This window comes from Hymenobacter ruber, from assembly GCF_054783255.1.
Genome location: NZ_BAAGQX010000003.1, coordinates 817797 through 838322 on the forward strand (window position 1 = coordinate 817797; position 20526 = coordinate 838322).

16 protein-coding genes and 2 tRNA genes are annotated in these 20526 nt (G+C 63.1%); 7 read left to right on the forward strand and 11 right to left on the reverse strand.

Going from position 1 to position 20526, the window contains the following annotated elements:
- Positions 1-12: 12 nt before the first annotated feature.
- The 3 genes from ACYVM5_RS10410 to ACYVM5_RS10420 all read right to left on the reverse strand — a co-directional run bounded on the left by ACYVM5_RS10410 (position 13) and on the right by ACYVM5_RS10420 (position 2836).
- The gene (locus tag ACYVM5_RS10410; protein ID WP_241936671.1) at positions 13-324 is read right to left on the reverse strand and encodes a YtxH domain-containing protein; all 312 of its coding nucleotides are present in this window, start codon (positions 322-324) and stop codon (positions 13-15) included.
- A gap of 141 nt (positions 325-465) precedes the next feature.
- On the reverse strand, positions 466-1662 hold the full coding sequence (nusB, locus tag ACYVM5_RS10415; RefSeq protein WP_460618059.1) for a transcription antitermination protein NusB: 1197 nt from the start codon (positions 1660-1662) through the stop codon (positions 466-468).
- 82 nt (positions 1663-1744) lie between these two features.
- On the reverse strand, positions 1745-2836 hold the full coding sequence (locus ACYVM5_RS10420) for a Glu/Leu/Phe/Val dehydrogenase dimerization domain-containing protein (protein ID WP_460618060.1): 1092 nt from the start codon (positions 2834-2836) through the stop codon (positions 1745-1747).
- A gap of 265 nt (positions 2837-3101) precedes the next feature.
- On the opposite strand from ACYVM5_RS10420, the gene ACYVM5_RS10425 reads away from it, so the two are divergent.
- Both ACYVM5_RS10425 and ACYVM5_RS10430 read left to right on the forward strand, forming a co-directional pair.
- The gene (locus ACYVM5_RS10425) at positions 3102-4886 is read left to right on the forward strand and encodes an ABC transporter ATP-binding protein (protein ID WP_460618061.1); all 1785 of its coding nucleotides are present in this window, start codon (positions 3102-3104) and stop codon (positions 4884-4886) included.
- 71 nt (positions 4887-4957) lie between these two features.
- The gene (locus ACYVM5_RS10430) at positions 4958-5350 is read left to right on the forward strand and encodes a VOC family protein (protein WP_460618062.1); all 393 of its coding nucleotides are present in this window, start codon (positions 4958-4960) and stop codon (positions 5348-5350) included.
- Positions 5351-5439: 89 nt separating this feature from the next.
- On the opposite strand, the gene ACYVM5_RS10435 is transcribed toward ACYVM5_RS10430, so the two are convergent.
- Entirely contained in the window at positions 5440-5907 is a 468-nt protein-coding gene (locus ACYVM5_RS10435) for a T9SS type A sorting domain-containing protein (protein ID WP_460618063.1), read from the reverse strand.
- 177 nt (positions 5908-6084) lie between these two features.
- On the opposite strand from ACYVM5_RS10435, the gene ACYVM5_RS10440 reads away from it, so the two are divergent.
- The 4 genes from ACYVM5_RS10440 (at position 6085) to ACYVM5_RS10455 (ending at position 8075) form a co-directional block, all read left to right on the forward strand.
- Positions 6085-6158, forward strand: a tRNA-Pro gene (locus tag ACYVM5_RS10440).
- A 106-nt stretch (positions 6159-6264) separates the two neighbouring features.
- Positions 6265-6338, forward strand: a tRNA-Pro gene (locus ACYVM5_RS10445).
- 140 nt (positions 6339-6478) lie between these two features.
- Positions 6479-7201, forward strand: coding sequence for a hypothetical protein (locus tag ACYVM5_RS10450; protein ID WP_460618064.1), 723 nt, complete (start codon positions 6479-6481; stop codon positions 7199-7201).
- Between the two features lie 157 nt (positions 7202-7358).
- Positions 7359-8075 (forward strand): hypothetical protein, encoded by a 717-nt coding sequence (locus ACYVM5_RS10455; RefSeq protein WP_460618065.1) that lies wholly within the window; start codon positions 7359-7361, stop codon positions 8073-8075.
- Between the two features lie 9 nt (positions 8076-8084).
- Here ACYVM5_RS10455 and ACYVM5_RS10460 read toward each other — a convergent pair whose 3' ends face one another.
- The 6 genes from ACYVM5_RS10460 to ACYVM5_RS10485 form a co-directional block, all read right to left on the reverse strand.
- On the reverse strand, positions 8085-8603 hold the full coding sequence (locus tag ACYVM5_RS10460) for a hypothetical protein (RefSeq protein WP_460618066.1): 519 nt from the start codon (positions 8601-8603) through the stop codon (positions 8085-8087).
- 16 nt (positions 8604-8619) lie between these two features.
- Positions 8620-10398 carry an ABC transporter ATP-binding protein gene (locus tag ACYVM5_RS10465; RefSeq protein ID WP_460618067.1) on the reverse strand — a complete coding sequence of 593 codons (1779 nt, stop codon included), beginning with the start codon at positions 10396-10398 and terminating at the stop codon, positions 8620-8622.
- Between the two features lie 143 nt (positions 10399-10541).
- Positions 10542-14978: a DUF7948 domain-containing protein gene (locus tag ACYVM5_RS10470; protein WP_460618068.1), complete on the reverse strand. Its 4437-nt coding sequence runs from the start codon at positions 14976-14978 to the stop codon at positions 10542-10544.
- Between the two features lie 97 nt (positions 14979-15075).
- The gene (gene truA, locus ACYVM5_RS10475) at positions 15076-15828 is read right to left on the reverse strand and encodes a tRNA pseudouridine synthase A (protein WP_460618069.1); all 753 of its coding nucleotides are present in this window, start codon (positions 15826-15828) and stop codon (positions 15076-15078) included.
- A gap of 19 nt (positions 15829-15847) precedes the next feature.
- Positions 15848-17170 (reverse strand): T9SS type A sorting domain-containing protein, encoded by a 1323-nt coding sequence (locus ACYVM5_RS10480; RefSeq protein WP_460618070.1) that lies wholly within the window; start codon positions 17168-17170, stop codon positions 15848-15850.
- Between the two features lie 296 nt (positions 17171-17466).
- A complete protein-coding gene (locus ACYVM5_RS10485; protein ID WP_460618071.1) occupies positions 17467-18672 on the reverse strand; it encodes a thiolase family protein in 1206 nt (401 codons plus the stop codon).
- A gap of 90 nt (positions 18673-18762) precedes the next feature.
- Between ACYVM5_RS10485 and ACYVM5_RS10490 the strand changes: the two genes are divergently transcribed.
- Complete coding sequence (locus tag ACYVM5_RS10490; RefSeq protein ID WP_460618072.1) at positions 18763-19236, forward strand: DUF4293 family protein; 474 nt, start codon at positions 18763-18765, stop codon at positions 19234-19236.
- Positions 19237-19354: 118 nt separating this feature from the next.
- Here the strand turns inward: ACYVM5_RS10490 and ACYVM5_RS10495 are convergent, their stop codons facing one another.
- Positions 19355-20368 (reverse strand): DUF4476 domain-containing protein, encoded by a 1014-nt coding sequence (locus ACYVM5_RS10495; protein ID WP_460618073.1) that lies wholly within the window; start codon positions 20366-20368, stop codon positions 19355-19357.
- Positions 20369-20526 lie beyond the last annotated feature (158 nt).

Below are 20526 nucleotides of genomic sequence, written 5' to 3' on the forward strand. Positions count from 1 at the left end.
CGCAAAAAAAAATTAAGCGCCCTTGCGGGAATTGATTTGGTTGATGAGTTGGTCAACATCGCCGAGCAGCTGCTCAGCCTTGGATTTGGCATCGGAAATCACGCGCTGGCCTTCGCTTTTGGCTGAAGACTGACCGGTGGCTTCGCGGCTGGTCACGAGGCTGTCGGTGAGGTCGGCGAGCACCGAGCGGTACTTTTCGAGCTGGTAGCTGAGCCAAGAGCGGGTTTCGGTACCGGGTTCGGGGGCATAAAGCAAGCCAAGGGCTGCGCCGGTGAGGGCGCCGCCCGCGAAGCACAGGATGCCGGTGGTGGTTTTGCTAGCCATGGTCGTCGAGGATTGGGGAAGAGAGGTGAGAGTGTTTTCAGAGCTGCGTACGCAGAAACGCGGCCGTAGATGCAAAAGTGGCTATATCGGCCCAATGTTCAGCCGCAGGCCATAATCTTGCGTTTCGCCCGCGCCATACGGTTACTGGTTGTCCAGCAAGCCGCGGCCCGATTTGCGAATGTCGCCGCTGGCGGCCAAATCCGTCGCCAGCTTGTCCAGAATGCCGTTAACAAATTGTTTGCTTTTGGGCGTGCTGTAGAGCTTGCTGATTTCAATGTACTCGTTGATAGTGACCTTCACCGGAATGCCGCGGAAAAGCTGCATCTCGGTGAGCGCCATTTTCAGGATGATTTTATCGAGCAAGGCCACGCGCTCCACGTCCCAGTTCTGCACCGAGCCGGCGATGAGCTTCTCCATCTTGTCGTCCTCGATGAGCGTCTGCTTATAGAGGGTTTCGGCAAACTCGCGGTCGTCGGCCCAGTTGGCCGAAAGGTTCATCAGCTCCTGCGTGGGCTCGGCGGTGAAGGGCAGCATCTTGAGCGTCTTCAGCACCAGATTGCGCACGATGGGCCGATTTTCTTCCCAGTTCAAATCGTCCGATTCGAGCTGGCGGGGCAGCGCTTCGCCTTTGAAAACGAAGTCTTTGTAGATGTGACGCAGGATTTCGAGGTCCGTGTCGTAGTCCATCTCGGGCTGGTTGATATCCTTGCCGTTGAGGTAGGCCAGCACGGTTTCGTCGGCCTTCATTTCCTCCCAGGCGGCGCGTAGCGCTTCTATCTCTTCAGTGCCTTCCCAGGCCAGCTTGCGCCGGATGGTCTGGCTCTGCAACTGCTCGTTGGCCATCAGCTTGGCAATGGCCTTGTTCCGGTGCAGGCGGGTAGCATCCAGCGCGTCCTCGCGCGGGCCGAGGCGGCGGCGCTCCTCGCGGCTCTGCTCTTCCTCAATCACGCCGAGCAGGGCGGCGGGCAGGTTAAGCAGGTGCAGGTACTGGTCGTGAATGCTTTCGGCGCCCACCAGCAGCTGCCCGCCGTAGAAATCAGCATCCTTCTTCACTTGGTTCTGAAAGGAGTTGATGGCATCGGTCACGGCCTTGTCCACGGCTTTGTCGTCCGTTTTCTCGGGCGTGATGCCGGTGCGGTACCAGTCGCGCAGCTGGGCTTCGCTCAGCTTGCGCTGGCCTTCCAGCTTGCGGCGGTCGGGGGCCTCTTTGGCCGTCAGGTCGGGCTCGAAAGCCGCCGCGATGCGGTCTTGCGCCAGCATCAAATCAGCTCCCACCGCCTGGTGGTAGGAGTAGAGCGACTGCATGACTTTGATACGGAGGAGGCGGCGATTGAGCATATTGGTCTGGTAATCAGTATTGGGTAATCAGGAGTCGGAAGAGTAATGTCCGGCTGAGCCCACGCTCAGCCGGACACTCTTTCTAGTACGTCGACTTCACCTTGCCCACGTTGGCGATGCGCTCCTTGGCCTGCCGGATGGCGGCGGCCTGCGGGTGCGTGCCTTCTTCTTCGGCCTTGGCCAAAACCTGGAGGGTGAAATCGTAAATTTTTTCGGTCTGGGTGAGGGCGCCCTGGCGGCTGCCCCCGGTTACTTCGGAGTACACGTTAATGAGGCCGCCGGCGTTGATGAGGAAGTCGGGGGCGTACACGATGCCGCGGCGCACGAGCTCGGGGCCGTGCTGGTTTTCAACCTTGAGCTGGTTGTTGGCGCAGCCGGCTACCACGCGGGCCTTCAGGCGCGAAATGGTGTCGTCATTCAGCGTGGCACCCAGCGCACAGGGCGAGTAGATGTCCATGTCCTGGTCGTAAATCTCGTCGAGGCCCACGGCAGTGGCGCCAAAACGGTTGGCGGCATCCAGGGCGCGTTCTTCGTAGTAATCGGTCACGATGAGCTTCGCGCCTTCTTTCTGGAGGTGCTCGAGCAGGTAGGTGCCCACGTGGCCCGTGCCCTGCACGCCGATACGCTTGCCGGCCAGGCTCTCCGAGCCAAAGGCTTTTTTGGCGGCGGCTTTCATGCCCATGTACACGCCGTAGGCTGTGACAGGTGACGGGTCACCCGAGCCGCCCATGCTCTCAGGCAGGCCGGCTACGTGCTTGGTTTCCATGCGGATGTACTCCATGTCCTTGGTGGTCATGTTCACATCCTCGGCCGTGATGTACTTGCCGTTCAGATTCTTCACGAAGCGGCCGAACTTGCGCAGCAGGGCTTCGGTCTTCAACGTCTTGGCATCGCCGATGATGACGGCCTTGCCACCGCCCAGGTTCAGGCCCGAGATGGCGGCCTTGTAGGTCATGCCGCGCGAGAGGCGCAGCACGTCGTTCAGGGCTTCCGCATCAGACGCGTAGTGCCACATGCGCGTGCCGCCGAGGGCCGGCCCAAGCACGGTGTTGTGGATGCCGATAATGGCTTTGAGGCCGGTTTCGTGGTCGTGGCAATACACGACCTGTTCGTGCTGATGCTCGGCAATCTGGCCGAAAATCGACTCGGGGGCGACAATCTGGGTTTCAATCATGGGGATGAATTGAAGGTTGGTGGGAATTTGGGGATGGATGGTTGGGAAGAGTGCGGCGTAACTTTGTTGGGTCTTATACGGAGAAACCGGAACGTCATGCAGAGCGCAGCGAAGCATCTCGTTCGGGGAAATACATCAATCGTAAAAAAGATTGAATACTCTGCAAGCAAGATGCTTCGCTGCGCTCTGCATGACGTTTCAGATTCTCTTTCAGGCCGCAAAAGTACCGCTATTTTCCCGAACCGGCCCCCTTCCCACCCTGCCCGTGCGCGCATTATCCGCCGTTAATCCCTTCATCTTCCGCTACAAGTGGCATTTCCTCGCCGGAGTGCTGTTCGTGGCGCTGAGCACCTTATTGGCCATTTTCCCGGCCCAGCTGGTGCGCTACGCCTTCGATTTGGTGAACGAGGGCATCGACCTCTATCACCTCTATGCCGGTACCGAAGCCCAGAAGGGCGTGTATCAGCTGTTTGGGCGCAACGTGCTGTTCTACGGCGTGCTCATCATTGCGCTGGCGCTGGGGCGCGGCATCTTCCTGTTCTTCATGCGCCAGACGCTGATTGTGATGTCGCGCCACATCGAAAACGACCAGAAGAACCAGATTTACCAGCATTACCAGTCGCTGCCGCTCAGCTTCTACCGCCGCCACAGCACCGGCGATTTGATGTCGCGCATTTCGGAGGACGTGAGCCGCGTGCGGATGTACCTCGGGCCGGCCATCATGTACTTCCTGCAACTGGTATTGCTGTTCCTGCTCATCGTGCCGCTCATGCTCATGGTGAACGTGAAGCTGACGCTCTATACGCTGCTGCCGCTACCGATTTTGTCGGTCAGTATATTCTATGTCAATAACTTGATTGAGCGGAAGTCCGACGAAATCCAGCGGGCGCTTTCGGGCATGACGACCTTTGTGCAGGAGGCTTTTTCGGGGATTCGGGTGCTGAAATCCTTCGTGCGCGAGGTTGATTCGCACGCGCAATTCTCGGCCGCCAGCAACGAATACAAGGAGAAGTCGCTGAGCCTGAACTTTGTGAACTCACTGTTCTTTCCGCTCATCCTGTTCCTTATCGGCCTGAGTACGCTCATCACGGTATGGGTGGGCGGCCAGGAGGTTATTCGCGGCACCATCACCACGGGCACCATCGCCGAGTTCCTAATTTACGTGAACCTGCTCACCTGGCCGGTCACGGCGCTGGGCTGGACGTCCTCACTGGTGCAGCGCGCCGAGGCTTCACAGGCCCGCATCAATGAGTTTCTGGACCAGAAAACCGACATCATCTCGCGCCAGAATGTGCAGCGTGAGTTGGAAGGTGATATCGTGTTCGAAAACGTGTCGTTCACCTACCCCGATACCGGAATTCAGGCCCTGAAAAACGTGAGCTTCCGCGTGAAGCCGGGCCAGACGCTGGCCATCATCGGCAACACCGGCTCGGGCAAAAGCACCGTGGCCGCGCTGCTCTGCCGCCTCTACGACGTGACGGCCGGCGACATTAAAGTAGACGGCGTGGACGTGCGTGATTACTCCTTGCGGGCCCTGCGCGGCCAGATTGGCTACGTGCCGCAGGACGTATTTCTGTTCTCCGACACCATTCGCAACAACATCAACTTCGGCATTGACGAGCCCGACGAAGCCCGGATGCTGCAAGCAGCCAAGGATGCCGACGTGTACGACAACATCCTCGCCTTCCCCGAAGGCTTCGATACGAAAGTGGGCGAGCGGGGCATCACGCTCTCCGGCGGCCAGAAGCAGCGCGTGAGCATGGCCCGCGCCTTGGTGAAAGAGCCCAAAATCCTGATTCTCGACGACTCGCTTTCCGCAGTGGACACCAAGACGGAGAATGCCATTCTGGGCAGCCTCCAGCGCATTATGGCAGCGCGTACCAGCCTCATCATCTCGCACCGCGTGAGCTCGGTGAAGCTGGCCGATGAAATCCTGGTGCTCGATGATGGCGTGATTGTGCAGCACGGCACCCACGATGCGCTCATGGCTGACGCGGCGGGGCTATACAAAGCGCTGTATGACCGGCAGCTGCAAACCGAAGAAGCATGATGTAGCGCGGACTTTGTAGTCCGCGCATCCAGCTGTTCTACTCGCGGACTACAAAGTCCGCGCTATTACTGATGAATCAACGCCTCGCCCACGTCACCCTGCTCGTTCGTAACTACGACGAAGCCATTGCCTTCTACACCAACGTGCTGGGCTTCAGTCTGGCTTCTGACCTGGACATGGGCGGCGGCAAGCGCTGGGTGGTAGTGGCGCCGCCCGGCCCGGCCGGTTGCAGCCTGCTGCTGGCCGAAGCCAAAACCGATGAGGAAAAGCGCGGTGTGGGCCACCAAGGCGCCGGCCGCGTCTGGTTGTTCCTGCACACTGATGATTTCTGGCGCGACTACCCGGTGTTGCAAAGCCGTGGCCTGCGCTTCCTCGAAACGCCGCGCAGTGAAGTTTACGGCCACGTGGCCGTCTTCGAGGACTTGTATGGCAACAAGTGGGACCTGCTGGAGCCGCTGGGCTAATAGTATCTGGCTAGTGTAAACAAAAAAGGCCGTCATGCTGAGCATGACGGCCTTTTTATAATTTTTACTTCGGAAAATGAGGGGCGTTTCTACTGCCCAATCATAACGCGGCGCATGCCGGTTTTTTCATAAGCGGTGCAGCGCACGATGTAGGCCCCCGCCGGCAGCTGGCTCACGTTGAGCACGGCCGGCGTCTGCCCGTTCATCATGGTGTGGGTGATGACGGGGCGGCCGCCCGCATCGGATACTTCTACGCGGGTAGGGCCGGGGTTGTCGGTTTTCACGGTGAGCTTGCCGGCCACGGCATCGGCTTTCACCTTGATGGCGTTGGGGTTGGCGGCGGGAGTTTCGGGGGCCAGCGCGATGTGGCTGGTGCCCTCAGCAGCTGGCGCGGCGGTAGCCGCAACCGTCGCGGTGGTGGGCGCTACCACACCGTTGGGCAAAATTGCTTCTTCTTTGGCGGGAGCTGCTGCGGGGCTAGCGGGAGCCGGTGCCTGGGCCTGCGCGGCGGCCGAAGCCAACATGCTGACCAACACAAGTAGTAATAACTTTTTCATAAGTAGGATAAGAACAAGATGAGGTAAAACGGCTTGCGTAAAGCTAAGCAATTATGAGGCTGATTGAACCAAAACCGCTCCAAAAACCGGCTCCAAGCCACTGCTGACAAAACTTTATTTTGTCTCAGCTTGCACATGAATCAAAAATAACCTTACCTTTGTCGCTCCAATACCAATCGGGGTGTAGCGTAGCCTGGTATCGCGCCAGCATGGGGTGCTGGAGGTCGTAGGTTCGAATCCTGCCACTCCGACGGAAGAGCAGCCGCTCTTGTAAAGCCTCCGAACTCCTGAGTTCGGAGGCTTTTTTCGGCCGCTAATATTGGAACAAGAAAACCGGTCGCCCCATCGGCCGGCTTTCGGGGTGTAGCGCAGCCCGGTAGCGCGCGTCGTTCGGGACGACGAGGCCGTAGGTTCGAATCCTGCCACCCCGACCCGAGAATCAGAAGCGGCCCTTTTCACGACAGTGGAAAGGGCCGCTTCTGCGTTTTGGCCCATCCCTTATACTTGGAGCGGAAGAAGAGCGTTAGTTTCGCGGTTTCATTCTTAACCCCCCTTTCCGTTTTTCGCTTCAATGAAAAAAACTTTTATTCTTGCTCTGCTGGCGGCTACTGCTGGCACGGGCCACGCACAAGGCATCATCAAAGCCGGGACCGTTTCGCTAGGTGGTAGCGTGGGCTACAACCGGTCGGTCGTCACACAATCGGCCACTTATAATTCCGCCAATCCCAATAATCCGGGTTACGGCTACGCGAATAAGTTCACAAGCAGCCAGTTCACCCTTGCACCGGCCGTAGGCTATTTTGTGGCGGATAACTTCGCCATCGGGGTCGAAGCGAACTATTATTCCCAGAAGCAGAAAGCGTCGTTAACCTCCAGCGGCGTTGTTGGCGGCGTGGCACCGGAACTGGACCCCAATACATCGCTGCGCCTAGGCGTGTATGCGCAGTATTACAAGATGCTGAGCGAACAGTTTGGCTTGGTTGGCACGCTTAGCGGCGGCTATCAGACCAGCAAGAGTCACAGCTTCACGAATAACAACGGCATTACCGAAACCAAGGGCAATGGGTACTATGCCGCACTTACGCCCGGCATCGTCTTCTTTCCCATTCCAAAGCTGGGCCTTAGCGCCACGATGGGGGCATTGGCATTCAGCCATTATGGCTACGATTTTCCCACGTCGAACGTGAACGGCAATGTTGCGCCTTCCAGCTACGAGGATAAAACGGACATCTTTGGTGCGAACTTTGGGCTGAGCCAGCTGCTGTTTGGCGGCACGTACTACTTCGGCCGCTAGCCCGAAATTGCCGCACCAGAAAGCCTTCTGACCCAATGGTCGGAAGGCTTTTTTGTTGCCCAATTAATGGACCGGCGCTGGCCCGCGCCGGATGGAAGCAAAAGTTGATTATATTCATGCAGCCAACATATTAGCCCAGTTGATTACCCGGAAATCCATGAAAAAACTGCTTACGCTACTGGCGCTGCTGAGCGCCGCCGGCTTTGCCTCGCTGGATGCGCACGCCCAGTGCCACGCGGCCTTCTTTCCCTATACGGCCTACCACCACAGCCACCACCACGATTCCTGTGAGGTGAAAAAGCCTTTTGTGCCGGGCCGCATGGGCGGTTCCATCGGGCTACTGGGGGCCACCGACCGTGCGGCCACTCCTTACCTGGGCCTGGAAGCGGAAGCGCACTACTGGCTGCTGCCCCGCTGGAGCGCCGGCCTGCGCGGCAGCTTCACCGGCGAAATGCCGGCCGCCCACGCGCCGGCCGAGGTGTACGCGGGGGCAGTGCAGCCGCGGCTGGTGCTTTTCAGCGCTACCTGGAACAACCAGCTGCTGCTGGCCGAAAATACCCGCTGGCGGCTGGCCGCTGAGGTGGGAGCCGGCCTGGGCGGGGCCAGCTTGTACGATAATGCCCAGCAGGTGCAGCAAAAGGGACAGGGATGCGGCTGCACCACGGCCAAGCGCCTCGATACGGCCGTGGCCCTGGTGACGGAAGTCGGCCTGATGGCAACCTACAAGCTCCGGCGCATTGATGGGCCGTGGCTGACGCTGCGCGGCGGCTACCGGCAGTGGTACGCCAGCGCCCCGTTTGGCACGGCCGACCAGTTTTCGGCCTATCTGCTGAGCGTGGGGGTGAGCATGCCCGACATCACGCGCAAGCGCTAAGGCGGCCGGCTATTTCACGCCCACCCACACTTCCGATTCTTCGTTGGTGCCGAAGCGTTCCAGGTAGAAGTCGCCGCGCTGGGTAAGCTTCTGGGCTTTCACGGCTTCGAGGGCGGCGGGATAGAGCTTATTGGGGGCCAGCAGGTAGCTCACGCCGCTGAGCCGAGCGGCCAGCACGCGCTGACCGGCCGGCACCACACGGTAGCGGAAGCCGGTGGGCAGGGGCTGGGTGGTGTCGGCCACAGTGAGACCGATGAAGGCGCGGATGGTGTCGTGGGCCGTTTCGGGGTCGTTGAGGTAGAGGTTGGCGAGGTCGCCGTGCAGGCGGGCCTGGGCATCCTTGGCCTGGCGGAATAGGGTGCCGAAGGCATCACCGGTTACCTTGCCGTGGAAAGGCTGACCGGCCAGGTACAGCGGCGCGGCGGTGGTTTCGAGGGTGACTTTGGGCTCGCGGGTGCCGCCGAGGTAGACGTAGGTGCCGGCCGCGATGAGCGTAAGCAGGATGATGGCGAGAAAGAGGTAGCGCATTTTAGGGGTTTATTATTTACGACTCGCTGGCCACGATGTACTGCATGCGGTAGAGCTGGGCGTAGTAGCCGCCCTCGATGCGCAGCAGTTCTTCGTGGGTGCCGGTTTCCTTGATTTCGCCTTTGTCGAGCACGATGATTTTATCGGCTTTCTGGATGGTGCTCAGGCGGTGGGCGATGACGAGCGAGGTGCGGCCCTGCATCAGCTTTTCGATGGCCTGCTGAATCAGCTCCTCGGTTTCGGAATCAACGGAAGATGTGGCTTCGTCGAGCACGATGATGTGGGGCTGGTACACCATGGCCCGTACGAAGCTGATGAGCTGGCGCTGGCCCACGGAGAGCGTGGCCCCGCGCTCCATCACGGGGTAACCGAGGCCTTCGGGCAGGCGCTCGATGAAGCGGCGGGCGCCCACGAGGTCGGCCGCTTCCCAGATTTGCTGGTCGGTGATGGTTTTGTTGCCGAGGGTGATGTTGTCGCGGATGCTGCCGGCGAAGAGGAAAACGTCCTGTAGCACGATGCCGATTTGGCGGCGCAGCAGGCTGAGGTCGTACTCGCGCAGGTCGCGGCCGTCGATGAGGATGCTACCGCTCTGGATGTCGTAGAAACGGCTCAGCAGGTTGATGATGCTGGTTTTGCCCGCGCCGGTCGCGCCCACGAAGGCGATGGTCTGGCCGGGCTTCACGTGGAAGCTAATATCCTTGAGCACCCAGTCGGGTTCGTTGTAGGCAAATTTGACGTGCTTGAATTCGACGTCGCCTTGCAGCTCGGCGGGGGCGAAGGTGCCACTGGGGGCCACCAGTTCCTGGTTGTCGAGCAGTTTCAGCAGGCGCTCGGTGCTCACCAAACCTAATTGCAGGGTGTTGAACCGGTCGGCAATCTGGCGGATGGGGCGGAAGAAAAGCGCGTTGTACATGATGAAGGCAATGAGCGCGCCCTTCGAAATCGAGCCCTCAATCTGGCCCTGCGCGGCGTACCACACCAGCAGGCCCACGCCGATGGCGCCCAGCACTTCGGCCACCGGGAAATAGATGCTATAGTAGAGCACCGAGCGAATGTTGGCCTCGGTGTGCTCCTTATTGATGGCGGCGAACTTGCGGTATTCGCGCTCCTCGTTGTTGAAAATCTGGACCACGTTCATGCCCGTGAGGTGCTCCTGCACAAAGGAATTGAGCTTGGCCACGGCCGTACGCACGTCCTGAAACGAACCCTTGATTTTCTCCTTGAACACATACGTGCTGAACAGCAGCGGCGGAATCACCGAGAGGCTGATGAGCGTGAGCCGCCAGTCGATGTAAAACATGAAGGCCATGATGAAAAGCAGCTGTAGAATGTCGCCCACCATGGCCGCCAGGCCCTCGCTGAACACGTCGGAGAGGGTTTCGACATCGGAAATATTGCGCGTCACGAGCACGCCGATGGGCGTTTGGTCGAAAAATTTCAGTTTGAGGCTGAGCAGGTGGCGGTAGAGGTCGGTGCGGATGTCGCGCACGATGTACTGGCCCAGCCAGCCGCCGTAGTAGGTCTGCAGATAGCTCACGCCGGCGTGGGCCACCAGCAGCACCAGCAGCAGCAGAAACATAAAGTTCAGCCCCTTCATGTCGCCCTGCTCGATGCTGACATCGACCATGCGCTGAATGAGGAAGGGCCGCAGCGTGCCCAGCACGGCCGTGGCCACGGTGAGCACAATGAGGCCGATAAATACGCGCCGGTAGGGGCGCACGTAGCCGAGCAGGCGGCGCAGCACGGCCCAGTCGAAGACCTGGCCGGTTTTGGTGGCGGAAGTGGTGGGGTCCATAAGTAGGGCAAAGGTCGGGAGGAAACCGTGGGCGGGGCCAAAGAGTTGGCCCCGCCCGGCGGAAATGCCCGCTCGTGCCCGCCGCTACTGGACCACAAGCTTCTTGACAAAGCGAGTGGGGCCAGCCGCAGACGTAAAAAGCCTTACCTCACAATCTCCACCCAGCCCTTCACCCGCGTTCCGCCGTCGGCGTCGTGCAGCAGGTAGTAGTATAGGCCGGCCGGCAGGCCCGCGCCGGCCCAGTCGTTGTGGTAAACAGGCGTATCGAACACCGGCTGGCCCCAGCGCGAAAACACCTGGAGGCGGCCCGGGCAGCCGCCCAGCTCCGGCGCGAAGGTGTCGTTCAGCCCGTCGGCGTTGGGGGTGATGATGTTGGGCACGCGGGCGGCCTGCACGTCCACGGGCGGCAGGGTTAGCTGGTTGGGGCAGGTGCCGGCAGGCGCGGCGGGCAGGGTGGCCAGCGGCTGGTAGCGGCCGGCGGCAGCGTAGGAGTGCTCCACCACCGCGCCAGTGGCCGGGGCGGTGCCATCGCCGAAATCCCACTGCACCTGCCCGGCCGCACCGCCGGTGGCCTCGAACCGCAACTGGCGCGGAGCATAGGCATTGGCGGGACAGGCGGGCACCGTCCAGCGGGCCTGGGCCGAGAGTTGGGCGGGTACGGTCACGCGGTAGGGGGCCGGGTCGCAGGTGCCGGGCAACTCGTAGTAGACCGTGGTAGTGCCCGGCGCGGCGGGCGGCGTGAAGATGCCGGCAGCCGTCACGCCCGGCCCGGTCCAGGTGCCGCCGGCCGGGCTGGCCCGCAGCTGCAGGGACGCGGGCGGGGCGCAGAGCACGGTATCGAGCGGCAGGTGCACGGCCGGCACCAGGCTCACGTTCACGGTTTGGGTGATGGTGGTGGGGCAGCGCACTTCGGCAAAGTCCCAGGTGTAGGTGAGCGTGTGGCGGCCCGGCCCGGCATCGGAGGGGTTGAAGCGGTTGCCGACCACTCCCGGCCCGCTAAACACGCCCCCCGACGGCAGGGCCGCCAGCACAATGCCGTGCGGCGGCGCGGCCAGGCAAAAGCTGACATCGCCCACCGGCGCAAAAAACAGCGGCGGCAGCGGCAGCACCTGCAGGCGCAGGCGGCCGGCCATGGGACAGGTGGCGGCGTTGGCCGGGGCCGGGCCGATGTAGGCCAGCACCTGCACCCCCGCCAACGCCGCCGTTGGCGTAAAGTAGAACCCCGTGGCCACGGAGCCCGACACACCCGGCCCGGACCACACGCCGCCACTGGGAATGGCCGACAGGAGCTGCGGCCCGGCCACGGCGCACATCACCGTATCGGGCATCGATAACGTGGCCACGCCGCTCGTATTCACGGTCACCACGCGCTGCGCCCGGCCGGGGCAGGCCGGCGAGTTGTCCAAGGGGCCGGTATAGAGCAGCGTTTGCGGACCGGTGAGCAGGGGAGTGGGGGTGAAGAAGAAGCCCCCGGCCACCGAGCCAGATACGCCGGGCCCGCTCCAGGAGCCGCCCAGCGGCATGCCGCCACGCAGCCGGAAAGGCCGCGTGCTGAGGCAAAACGCTGTATCGGGCGGGGCCGCGCCGGTGGGGCCAGGCGGCAGCACGGTCATGCGCAAGGTGTCGGTTACGGCATCGCAGTCAGTATTGCCCTGCACGGTATAGATGAGGATGTGCGGCCCGCCCAGCAGTGCCGCCGTGGGCGTAAACACGAAGCTGTTGATGGAGCCCGACACGCCCGGCCCCGTCCAGATGCCGCCCGCTGGCGAGCCGCCCAGTGCCGTTGGCGGGTCGTTGAGGCACACCTTGCGCGGCGTCAGGGGCGTGATGGGCGGCACGGTTCTGACCGCCATTTGCAGGGTGGTCAGCACCGGGCAGCGCCCCGCCGATACCTCGTAGGTAAGGGTGTGGCTGCCCGGTCCGGCCAGCAGGGGGTCGAAGCGGGCGGTGCCCGCCACCACGCCCCGGCCGCTCCAGGTGCCGCCGGCCGGCAGCCCCGTGAGCGGCACCGTAGGCTGCGGCACCCCCGCCCGCAGGCAGAATGATTGTTTCGGGGCCGTCGCCGTGGCCCGGGCCTGGGGCAGCACCGTGATGCGCCGCGTGCTGGTGCCAGTGCAGCCATTGGTCGCGCCGGGGCTGGTGTAGGTGAGTACGTTCGGGCCCAGCAGCGCCACACTGGGCGTGAAGATGAAGCCGCCGACGGTGCCGCTCACGCCCGGTCCCGTCCAGGTGCCGCCGGCCGGCGAGCCGCCCAGCTGCACCGCCCCGGCCTGCGCGCACACCGAGAGCGTATCGGTGCCCGCCGGTGAGGCCGCCGCCAGAAACGCAAACTTGAAGGCGGCGTTGTTGCAGCGCGGCGCGCCATTGGCGGCAGCGTAGGTGAAGGCCCCGGGCGGAATGGGCAGGCTGCCCGTGCCCACGCCGCCCTGGTCGCAGGCGCACACGGCCTGGTAGAGCACGCCCTGGGCATCGAAGCGCGAAGTGCCGCCGTCCACATGGTCATCGGCCGAGGTGCCGAAGAAGGTGGCGTAGTCGAGCACCCGCGCCTCGTCGGAGAGCTGCATCAGGTAGAAATCCTGGCTGTCGGTGTTGTTCTGGAGGGCGTTGGCAGTCACGGGCAGGCCGGTGGTCGAGCCGTTGTTGGGGTCGAGCCCGCCGCCCCAGCCCGCCAGCAGAATGCGCCCGTAGCAGTCCACGCCAAACGCGGTAGGGGAGATATCAGTCGTATTGCGCCCGCTGCCAAACACCGTGGCAAACACCGACGAGCGCAGATTGGAAGCCAGCTGCTGAATAAACTGCTGGCCCTGCGCCGTGTGGTAGCGCGTGGCATCGAGGCCGGGCCAGGCCTGGTCCAGCGTCTGGCCCAGCACGTACACCTGGCCGCCCGGGCCTTGCCGCACAAAAAACGCCTGGTCGTAGGCACCGGTGCCGAGGTAGGTGCTTTGCTGGAGTGTGCCGCCGGCCGTGAGGCGGGCCACGTAGCCGTCCACGCCGCCGCCCGGGGTGGCCTGGTAGCCGCCCGTGGCCCCGGCCAGGCTGGGGCTGGTGGTACCGCCCGCCACCAGCAGCCCGCCGCCCGTTTCCTCGCGCTGCAGCGAGTAAGCGGCATCGGCCCCGGTGCCGCCCAGCAGCGTGGTCCACCGCAGGCGGCTGAAGCTGGAGTCGAGGCTGGTGACCAGGCCATCGGAGCTGCCGCCCCGGTAGTTGCCGGCCACCAGCCCGGGGAAATCGGTGGAGCCCGTCACGCTGGCCACGTACACGTTGCCCTGCGGGTCGAGGGCGAGGTCGCCCCGGAAGGCATCGCCATAGTTGTGGCGCAGGCGGGGCGTAGCGGCGCTGGGGTCCAGCAGGCCATCGGTGCCGGTGCCGCCCAGGTAGGTGCTGGCCCGCAGCCGGCCCCCGCCGGCGCTCAGGCGCGTGAGCACGAGGTCGGAGCCACCGCTGAGCACGAAGGGCGAGTTGCTGCCAAAGGGCGCGATGGCCGGTCCGCCCCGCAGCGCGTGGCTCAGGGCGGTGGTGGTGGTCGGAAAATCAGTCGAAGCCGTGGTGCCCAGCAGCAGCAGCTCGTTGCGGTCGTTCACCAGCAAGCTGTGGGGGAATTCCAGGTTGTTGCCGCCCACATAGGTAGCCCAGGCCCGCGCCCCGGGGCCGGTGGCACTGGTCGTGAATTTCATGATGGCAATGTCGGTGCTGCCGGCAAAGGCCGTCTGGTAGGCCCCGGTCGTGACCGGGTAGCCGGCCTCAAACACCACGCCCGCCGTGTAGAGGTTGCCCGCCGCGTCGTGCGTGGCCGCGAAGCCCCAGTTTTCCACCGGCGAGCCCGTGTAGCTGGCAAACTGCACGGCCGGGTCAATCACCAGCGGCCGGCCCGCATCATATTTCCCCAACTTAAAACTCACCACTTCGCCGCGTAGCACGAAAGCGCAGGCCACGGGCTGCCGCACGCCCGTGGCGGGGTCCGTCTGCCAGGCCTCGGGCCGAAAATCAGTCAGCACTCCGGCCGAAGTCTGCACCCGCAGCTGGCCGGTGGCGGGGTCGAGGCGCAGGCCGTCGGCTCCGTGGTAGCGCCATTGGGCCTGGGCAGGGTTGGCCCTGGGGTTCAGCAGCAGGTCGTATTCAAACTGTTGCGCGGAGCTTTCCTTTAAGAGCAGGTCGATGCCGGCCCAGAGCTGGCGGTAGCGCAACTGCCGCCAGGCGTGCACGTCGGAGGCCCAGTGGGCGCTGGTGCCGCGCAGGTAGTGGCGCGAGCCGGGCATTTCGCTCTCGGCTTCGGGGGCGAGGGTGGCGGTGGCGCTGGGCTGCACGAACTCCAGGCGCAGGCCGTGGGCGGGGAGGCTGCCATTGGCGCGGCCAGCTTTAGTGGGACCGTGGCCCGGCAGCCCGGCGGTGAGGGCGTAGGTCAGCCCGGTTTTCTCCACGAAGAGGCGGGCCCCGGGGGCCACCTGGGCGGCGTAGCGGGCGTGGGCATCCCACTGGCCCCGGTTTTCGATGAATTCAATGGTGCTGGCCGCCTCCTGCGCCCGGGCGGGGCGCGAGAGCAAGGCGGCCAGCACCAGCAACAGAGTAGCTGTTGGGCGCATAAGCAAGCGGTGGAAAGGAAGGCCAAAGTTGGCCCGTCGCTACGCGCAAAAACAATGCCTCGCCCGCAACGCCGCTCAAGTTAAGCCGCGCCGGCCGTTACTCCGGCACCAGGCCCGGCTCGTACTCTACCCGGCTCAGGAAAAGCCCTTTGGCCGGGGCGGCGCTGCCGGCATCCACCCGCTTCTGCGACCACAGCAGCTGCTGGAACTGGCGAGGCGAAATCTTGCCCCGGCCCACATCGAGCAGCGTGCCCACCACCAGCCGCACCATGCCCCGCACAAAGCGGTTGGCCCGGATGCGGAACACCCAGCCACCCGGTGCCGGGTGCCATCCCGCCGCCGTGCAGTAGCACACATAATGATTTTCACCGCCCTTCACTTTCGAAAAAGTGGTGAAGTCGAACTGACCCAGTAGGTAGCCGGCCGCCTCGTTCATAGCCGCAATGTCGAGCGGGCGGTCCACGTACAGAGCCTGGTCGCGCCGGAATGGATTGGGCTGAGTCACCACGAAGTACTCGTAGTTCCGCTCCTCGGCCGAGAAGCGGGCATGGGCCTCATCGGGCACGGGGTGCAGGCGCAGGGCTCCGATGTCGGGCGGCAGGGCGCGGCGCAGGCGGTAGAGCAGCACGTCGAGCGGCAGGGTTTCGGGCAGGTCGGCGTCGAAATGCGCCACTTGGTGGCTGGCGTGCACGCCGGTATCGGTGCGGCCACTGCCCAGGCAGTAGGTGGGGTGGCGCAGTATCTGGGTCAGGCAGCGGTCGATTTCGGCCTGCACGGTGGGCTGGCCGGGCTGAATCTGCCAGCCGCGGTAGTTGGTGCCGTCGTAGGCGAGGTGCAGGAAGTAGCGCATGAAGCGCAAAAGTACGGCGCTACTCCACCACCACGCGGCGGGCCAGGGCCATACCGTCGGCCCGCAGGCGCAGGGTGTAGATGCCGGGGGCCAGCCCATTGGTTGCGACCGTGAAGCTGGCTGCGCCCACTGCTGGGCGGCGCACCACTTGGCCTAATGCATTGAGCAACTCGGCTTGGGTGGGAGCAAGGCCGGCCGGTAACTGCACGGTGAAGTCGTCGTGGGCCGGGTTGGGGGCCAAGGTGAAGTCGGCGGCGGCGGCGGGTTGGGCAGTGGCGAGAGGCGTGTAGGTGCCGGTATTGAGGAACACGCCCACCGTATTACTACTGCTATTGGCCGAAATCATGTCAAGTCGGCCATCGTTATTCACATCGCACAAGGCTACGCTAGTGGGCAGACTGCCAGTGCCGGTGTCATAAGTCCGGGTCCCTACGAAGCTGCCGCCGGTCTGCCCAAGTAGCACACACAGGTTGCTTGTTCTGTAGTTGGCCGTAACGACGTCCGGGCGGCCGTCGCCGCTCACATCGCCTAGGGACAGACTCACTGGATTGCTGCCCACACCAGTAGAAAAAGCATTAGCTGCGGCAAACCCTCCGCCCGCTTGACCTAGCAGTACCCCGGCCGTGCTGGTCGCATAATTAGCCGTGATGATATCCGGACGGCCATCGTTATTCACATCGCCCAGCACCACCCCGACTGGGGATGTGTTGGGGCCGGTAGAATAGGACGCTGCCGGCACGAATCCACCACTGGGTCGGCCCAGTAGCACCCCGACCTGGCTGTTCCCCTGGTTGGTCGTGACGATATCCAAGCGACCATCGCCGTCCACGTCGCCCAATACCAGCGCCGTGTAAAAGTTGATTGATGCAGCATAGGATACTACGGGCGCAAAGCCACCCCCCCCTTGCCCCAGCAACACTCCGGCTGCCTGATTTTGACTGGTCACAATGATATCCAGCCAGCCATCGCTATTCAAGTCGGTCAGTGACAAGGATTTCGGAAAGACGTTACTCCCAATAAAATACTCGCTGGCCGGACCAAAGCCCCCGACCTGCCCTAGCAATATCGCGCCGCTGCCAAAGTCTCCGGCCGTGACGATATCGAGGTGGCCGTCGTTGTTCACGTCGCCCAGCGCTACCGTACTGGGATGACCGCCTGCCCCATTGGTATAAGTAGAATAGCTCGTCACCTGCGCAAAGCCTCTGCTGGCGAGCCCAAGCAGTACTCCCACCGAGTTATTGCCTTCCCCTGCCACCACTATGTCGGGCCGGCCATCGCCGTTTATATCGCCCATCGCCACATCGGCCGGCTGGCTGCCTGCCCCGGTGGAGTAGGCCGTCATCGGCCCAAAGTTTTGGGCGACTGCCGCCGGGGCTGTTCCGCCCAATGCCAAGAAGAGCAACGTGGCGTTACGGTTGCTTAAAAGTGAATGGGGCCCAGAAGAGAAGATGTTTTTCATGCGCGGAAGATGGTGAAAATGTGCGCGATGAGGCCACCAACTATTAGGCCAATGTACGTTCTGGTGTCCCTGTGTGAAACTTAGCCGGGCTGCCAGTGCGCCGGCCTTACGCTGCCACAAAGCAGAAAGCCCCCTCCTGCAGCGCAGGAGGGGGCTTTCTGTATACTAACGGGTATTTGCTACAGCTTCTCGTAAATCACGGCCGCGCCCTGGCCCACGCCTACGCACATCACGGCCAGGCCGTAGCGCATGCCTTCGCCGCGGCGGTGCATCTCGTGCAGCAGCGTGGCGGTGATGCGTGCCCCCGAGCTGCCCAGCGGGTGGCCCATGGCAATGCTGCCGCCGTTCACGTTCACCTTGGCCATGTCGAGGCCCAGCTCGCGCACGCAGGCAATGCTCTGGGCGGCGAAGGCTTCGTTGAGCTCAATCAAATCAATATCGGCCAGCGTGAGGCCGGCGCGTTGCAGCACCTTCTGCGTCGCCGGAATCGGCCCGAGGCCCATCACTGAGGGGTCCACGCCGGCCACGGCCGAGGCCACCACCCGCGCCAGGGGCTTCAGGTTGTAGCGTTTCAGGGCATCCTCGCTCACCATGAGCACGGCCGCCGCGCCGTCGTTGATGCCCGCCGAGTTGCCGGCCGTCACCGTCCCGCCCTCGGGCTGGAAGGCGGGTTTCAGCGTCGCCAGCTTCTCCAGGGGCGAGAAGCGGGGCTGCTCGTCGGCGTCAAACAACGCCGTGTCGCCCTTGGGACTGGGGATGAACACGGGCACGATTTCCTTGCGGAAGCGGCCTTTCTCCAGCGCCCGCGCATACTTGCGCTGGCTCTCGAAGGCAAACTGGTCCTGCTCCTCGCGGGTCACGTTGTACTGCTTGGCCACGTTTTCGGCCGTCTGGCCCATGGCGTAGGGGTAGTGCAGCTTGCTCAGCTTGGGGTTGATGAAGCGCCAGCCCAGCGTGGTGTCGTGGGCCGTGAGCTCGCGCCCGAAGGCCGATTCCGACTTGGCCATCACGAAGGGGGCACGGGTCATGCTCTCGGCCCCGCCGGCCAGGTACACGTCGCCCTCGCCGCACTTAATGGCGCGGGCCGCGTCCATGATGCTCTGCAAGCCCGAGGCGCAGAGGCGGTTCACCGTGTTGCCGGGCACGGTCACGGGCAGGCCGGCCAGCAGCGCGGCCATGCGGGCCACGTTGCGGTTGTCTTCCCCGGCCTGGTTGGCGGCACCGATAATGACGTCCTCAATGGCGGCCTTATCAACAGATGGGTTGCGGCGCATGAGCTCGCGGAGCACGTGGGCGGCAAGGTCGTCGGGGCGTACGCTGCTGAGCGCACCCCCAAATTTTCCAATCGGGGTGCGCACGGCATCCACGATATAAGCAGTTGGCATTCGTAAGGTAATAATGGCGGCGCAAGCGCCGGATGGGATTAAATTTGCGGCCCGGGTACTGGCCCGGACCTGTTCTACACTACAACAAAGATGATACAAAGAATCCAAAGCGTGTTTTTACTTCTGCTGGCTCTGGCCATGCTAAGCCTGCTGGCGCTGCCCCTGTGGCATAAAGTCGACGGCCTCACCAACCAGGAATTAACCCTCACCGCCTTCGGCTTCGATGCCAAAGGCCTCACCGTGCCGGCCGGCATTGGTCCGGTCTGGATTATCGGGGCGCTGGCTACCGCCTCGGCCGCCGTGGCCATTTTCGAGATTTTCCAGTTCCGCGCCCGCCTCAAGCAACTCATGCTGGGCTCCATCAACCTGCTGCTCATCACCGCCACCCTCGGGGCCGAGTTCTATTTCCAGACCAAAGGCGAGCAGCTGCTCAACATCAAGCTCGAAGGCCAGGTGCTCATCGCCTTCTACCTGCCCACGCTGGCCCTGCTGCTCAACCTGCTGGCCAACCGCTTCATCCGCCGCGACGAACAACTGGTGCGCAGCGCCGACCGCCTCCGCTAAGTTTTTGCCGGAATAAAAAAGGGCCGCTGTCATCACGACAGCGGCCCTTTTTTGTGTTTAAGCTCGTCTAACCAGCCCAGCTTTTGGGATTGCCGCATCGCAGCGAAAGGTTTGCAGCTCAGCGCTGCGAGCCGCTGTTCACCGCATCTTCCACCGCCTTGGCTCCGCTTTCCGTCTCAAAAGCATCATACACGCGGTCAAAATTCTCCGGGTCGCTGATGTGCGAGTAGGCGAACGTAGCCAAATCAATCCGGCAAGCCTCGGAATTGATGCTGCGCAGGAGGCGGCTCAACTCATCGGCCCGCAGGCTGCGCTGGGCCAGGGCATCCTTTGCAGCGCTCAATTTGCTGGCTTCCGTAATGCGGCTCTGCACGGTTTTTACCAGCGCATCTACGTCTTGCGGGGCCAGGGTGCGGTAGCTGCTCGTGGCTGTGCCAGGGTAGTTGCCGGGCGTGGGGCCGTTGTTATAGCCGCCGTTGGGGTTATTCGGGGTATTGCCGTAGCCGCCGCCGTTGGGGGTGTTTGGATTGTTGCCGTAGCCCCCGCCGTTTGGATAGTTCTGGTTGTTGCCGTAACCTCCGTTCGGGGCGTTGGGAGTGCCGTAGCCAGGGCCGGCGCTGGGAGCCGGAGCGTTGTTGTAGCCGCCGTTGCCGCCATTGTACGGGTCGTTATTGCCATAGCTGCCCTGGTTGCCGTAGCCCCCACCCTGGCTGTAGGGGGCAGGGCTGTTATAGCGCCCGCCGCCGTTGTTGTAATAGCCATTGCCACCGTAGCCGGGCGCATACAGCGCCACAGCATTCACCTGCTGCAAATAAACGGGCCGGCCGGGCCGCGTCACCAGCACAAACGTGGTTTCGAGGCCGGGCTCCAGCCACACGCGGCTGCGGAAGCGCAGCGCCCCGCCATACGCCGTGGGCACGCTGAAATCGGCCCAGTGCTGGCCGGGCATCAGCTGGTCAACGTGCACCTGCCGGGCCATGCCCCGCGTGAGCGGACGCCCATCCAGCACCAGCCCAAACGGCACCCCACGCTCCGACGAAAAATTAACGTTGGCCGGCATGGGCGGATACGCCAGCGCAGGAGCCACGGCGGCAAACAAACCCGCCAATGCCAGAAGTAGAGCCTTTTTCATTGCAGTAAAGAAGAAATAACCGGCCAGGAAATCCGGCCGCTGCTCAGCTATTTCCAAAACCTGTGCCACGTTTCAGCGCCCACGCAAACTACCGGCCTGCCGTTGGCCGTATTTGGTTTTTGGGCAGCAAAAAGCCCCCACAACGTTAGTTGCGGGGG

What these genes read in the sequence shown, in the direction of transcription:
- ACYVM5_RS10495 (WP_460618073.1), bottom strand. Translation starts at nt 20,368, where the DNA reads ATGAAAAAGGCTCTACTTCTGGCATTGGCGGGTTTGTTTGCCGCCGTG.
- ACYVM5_RS10420 (WP_460618060.1), bottom strand. Translation starts at nt 2,836, where the DNA reads ATGATTGAAACCCAGATTGTCGCCCCCGAGTCGATTTTCGGCCAGATT.
- ACYVM5_RS10450 (WP_460618064.1), top strand. Translation starts at nt 6,479, where the DNA reads ATGAAAAAAACTTTTATTCTTGCTCTGCTGGCGGCTACTGCTGGCACG.
- ACYVM5_RS10430 (WP_460618062.1), top strand. Translation starts at nt 4,958, where the DNA reads ATGAATCAACGCCTCGCCCACGTCACCCTGCTCGTTCGTAACTACGAC.
- ACYVM5_RS10410 (WP_241936671.1), bottom strand. Translation starts at nt 324, where the DNA reads ATGGCTAGCAAAACCACCACCGGCATCCTGTGCTTCGCGGGCGGCGCC.
- ACYVM5_RS10465 (WP_460618067.1), bottom strand. Translation starts at nt 10,398, where the DNA reads ATGGACCCCACCACTTCCGCCACCAAAACCGGCCAGGTCTTCGACTGG.
- ACYVM5_RS10470 (WP_460618068.1), bottom strand. Translation starts at nt 14,978, where the DNA reads ATGCGCCCAACAGCTACTCTGTTGCTGGTGCTGGCCGCCTTGCTCTCG.
- nusB (WP_460618059.1), bottom strand. Translation starts at nt 1,662, where the DNA reads ATGCTCAATCGCCGCCTCCTCCGTATCAAAGTCATGCAGTCGCTCTAC.
- truA (WP_460618069.1), bottom strand. Translation starts at nt 15,828, where the DNA reads ATGCGCTACTTCCTGCACCTCGCCTACGACGGCACCAACTACCGCGGC.
- ACYVM5_RS10490 (WP_460618072.1), top strand. Translation starts at nt 18,763, where the DNA reads ATGATACAAAGAATCCAAAGCGTGTTTTTACTTCTGCTGGCTCTGGCC.
- ACYVM5_RS10455 (WP_460618065.1), top strand. Translation starts at nt 7,359, where the DNA reads ATGAAAAAACTGCTTACGCTACTGGCGCTGCTGAGCGCCGCCGGCTTT.
- ACYVM5_RS10460 (WP_460618066.1), bottom strand. Translation starts at nt 8,603, where the DNA reads ATGCGCTACCTCTTTCTCGCCATCATCCTGCTTACGCTCATCGCGGCC.
- ACYVM5_RS10435 (WP_460618063.1), bottom strand. Translation starts at nt 5,907, where the DNA reads ATGAAAAAGTTATTACTACTTGTGTTGGTCAGCATGTTGGCTTCGGCC.
- ACYVM5_RS10485 (WP_460618071.1), bottom strand. Translation starts at nt 18,672, where the DNA reads ATGCCAACTGCTTATATCGTGGATGCCGTGCGCACCCCGATTGGAAAA.
- ACYVM5_RS10480 (WP_460618070.1), bottom strand. Translation starts at nt 17,170, where the DNA reads ATGACGGCCTACTCCACCGGGGCAGGCAGCCAGCCGGCCGATGTGGCG.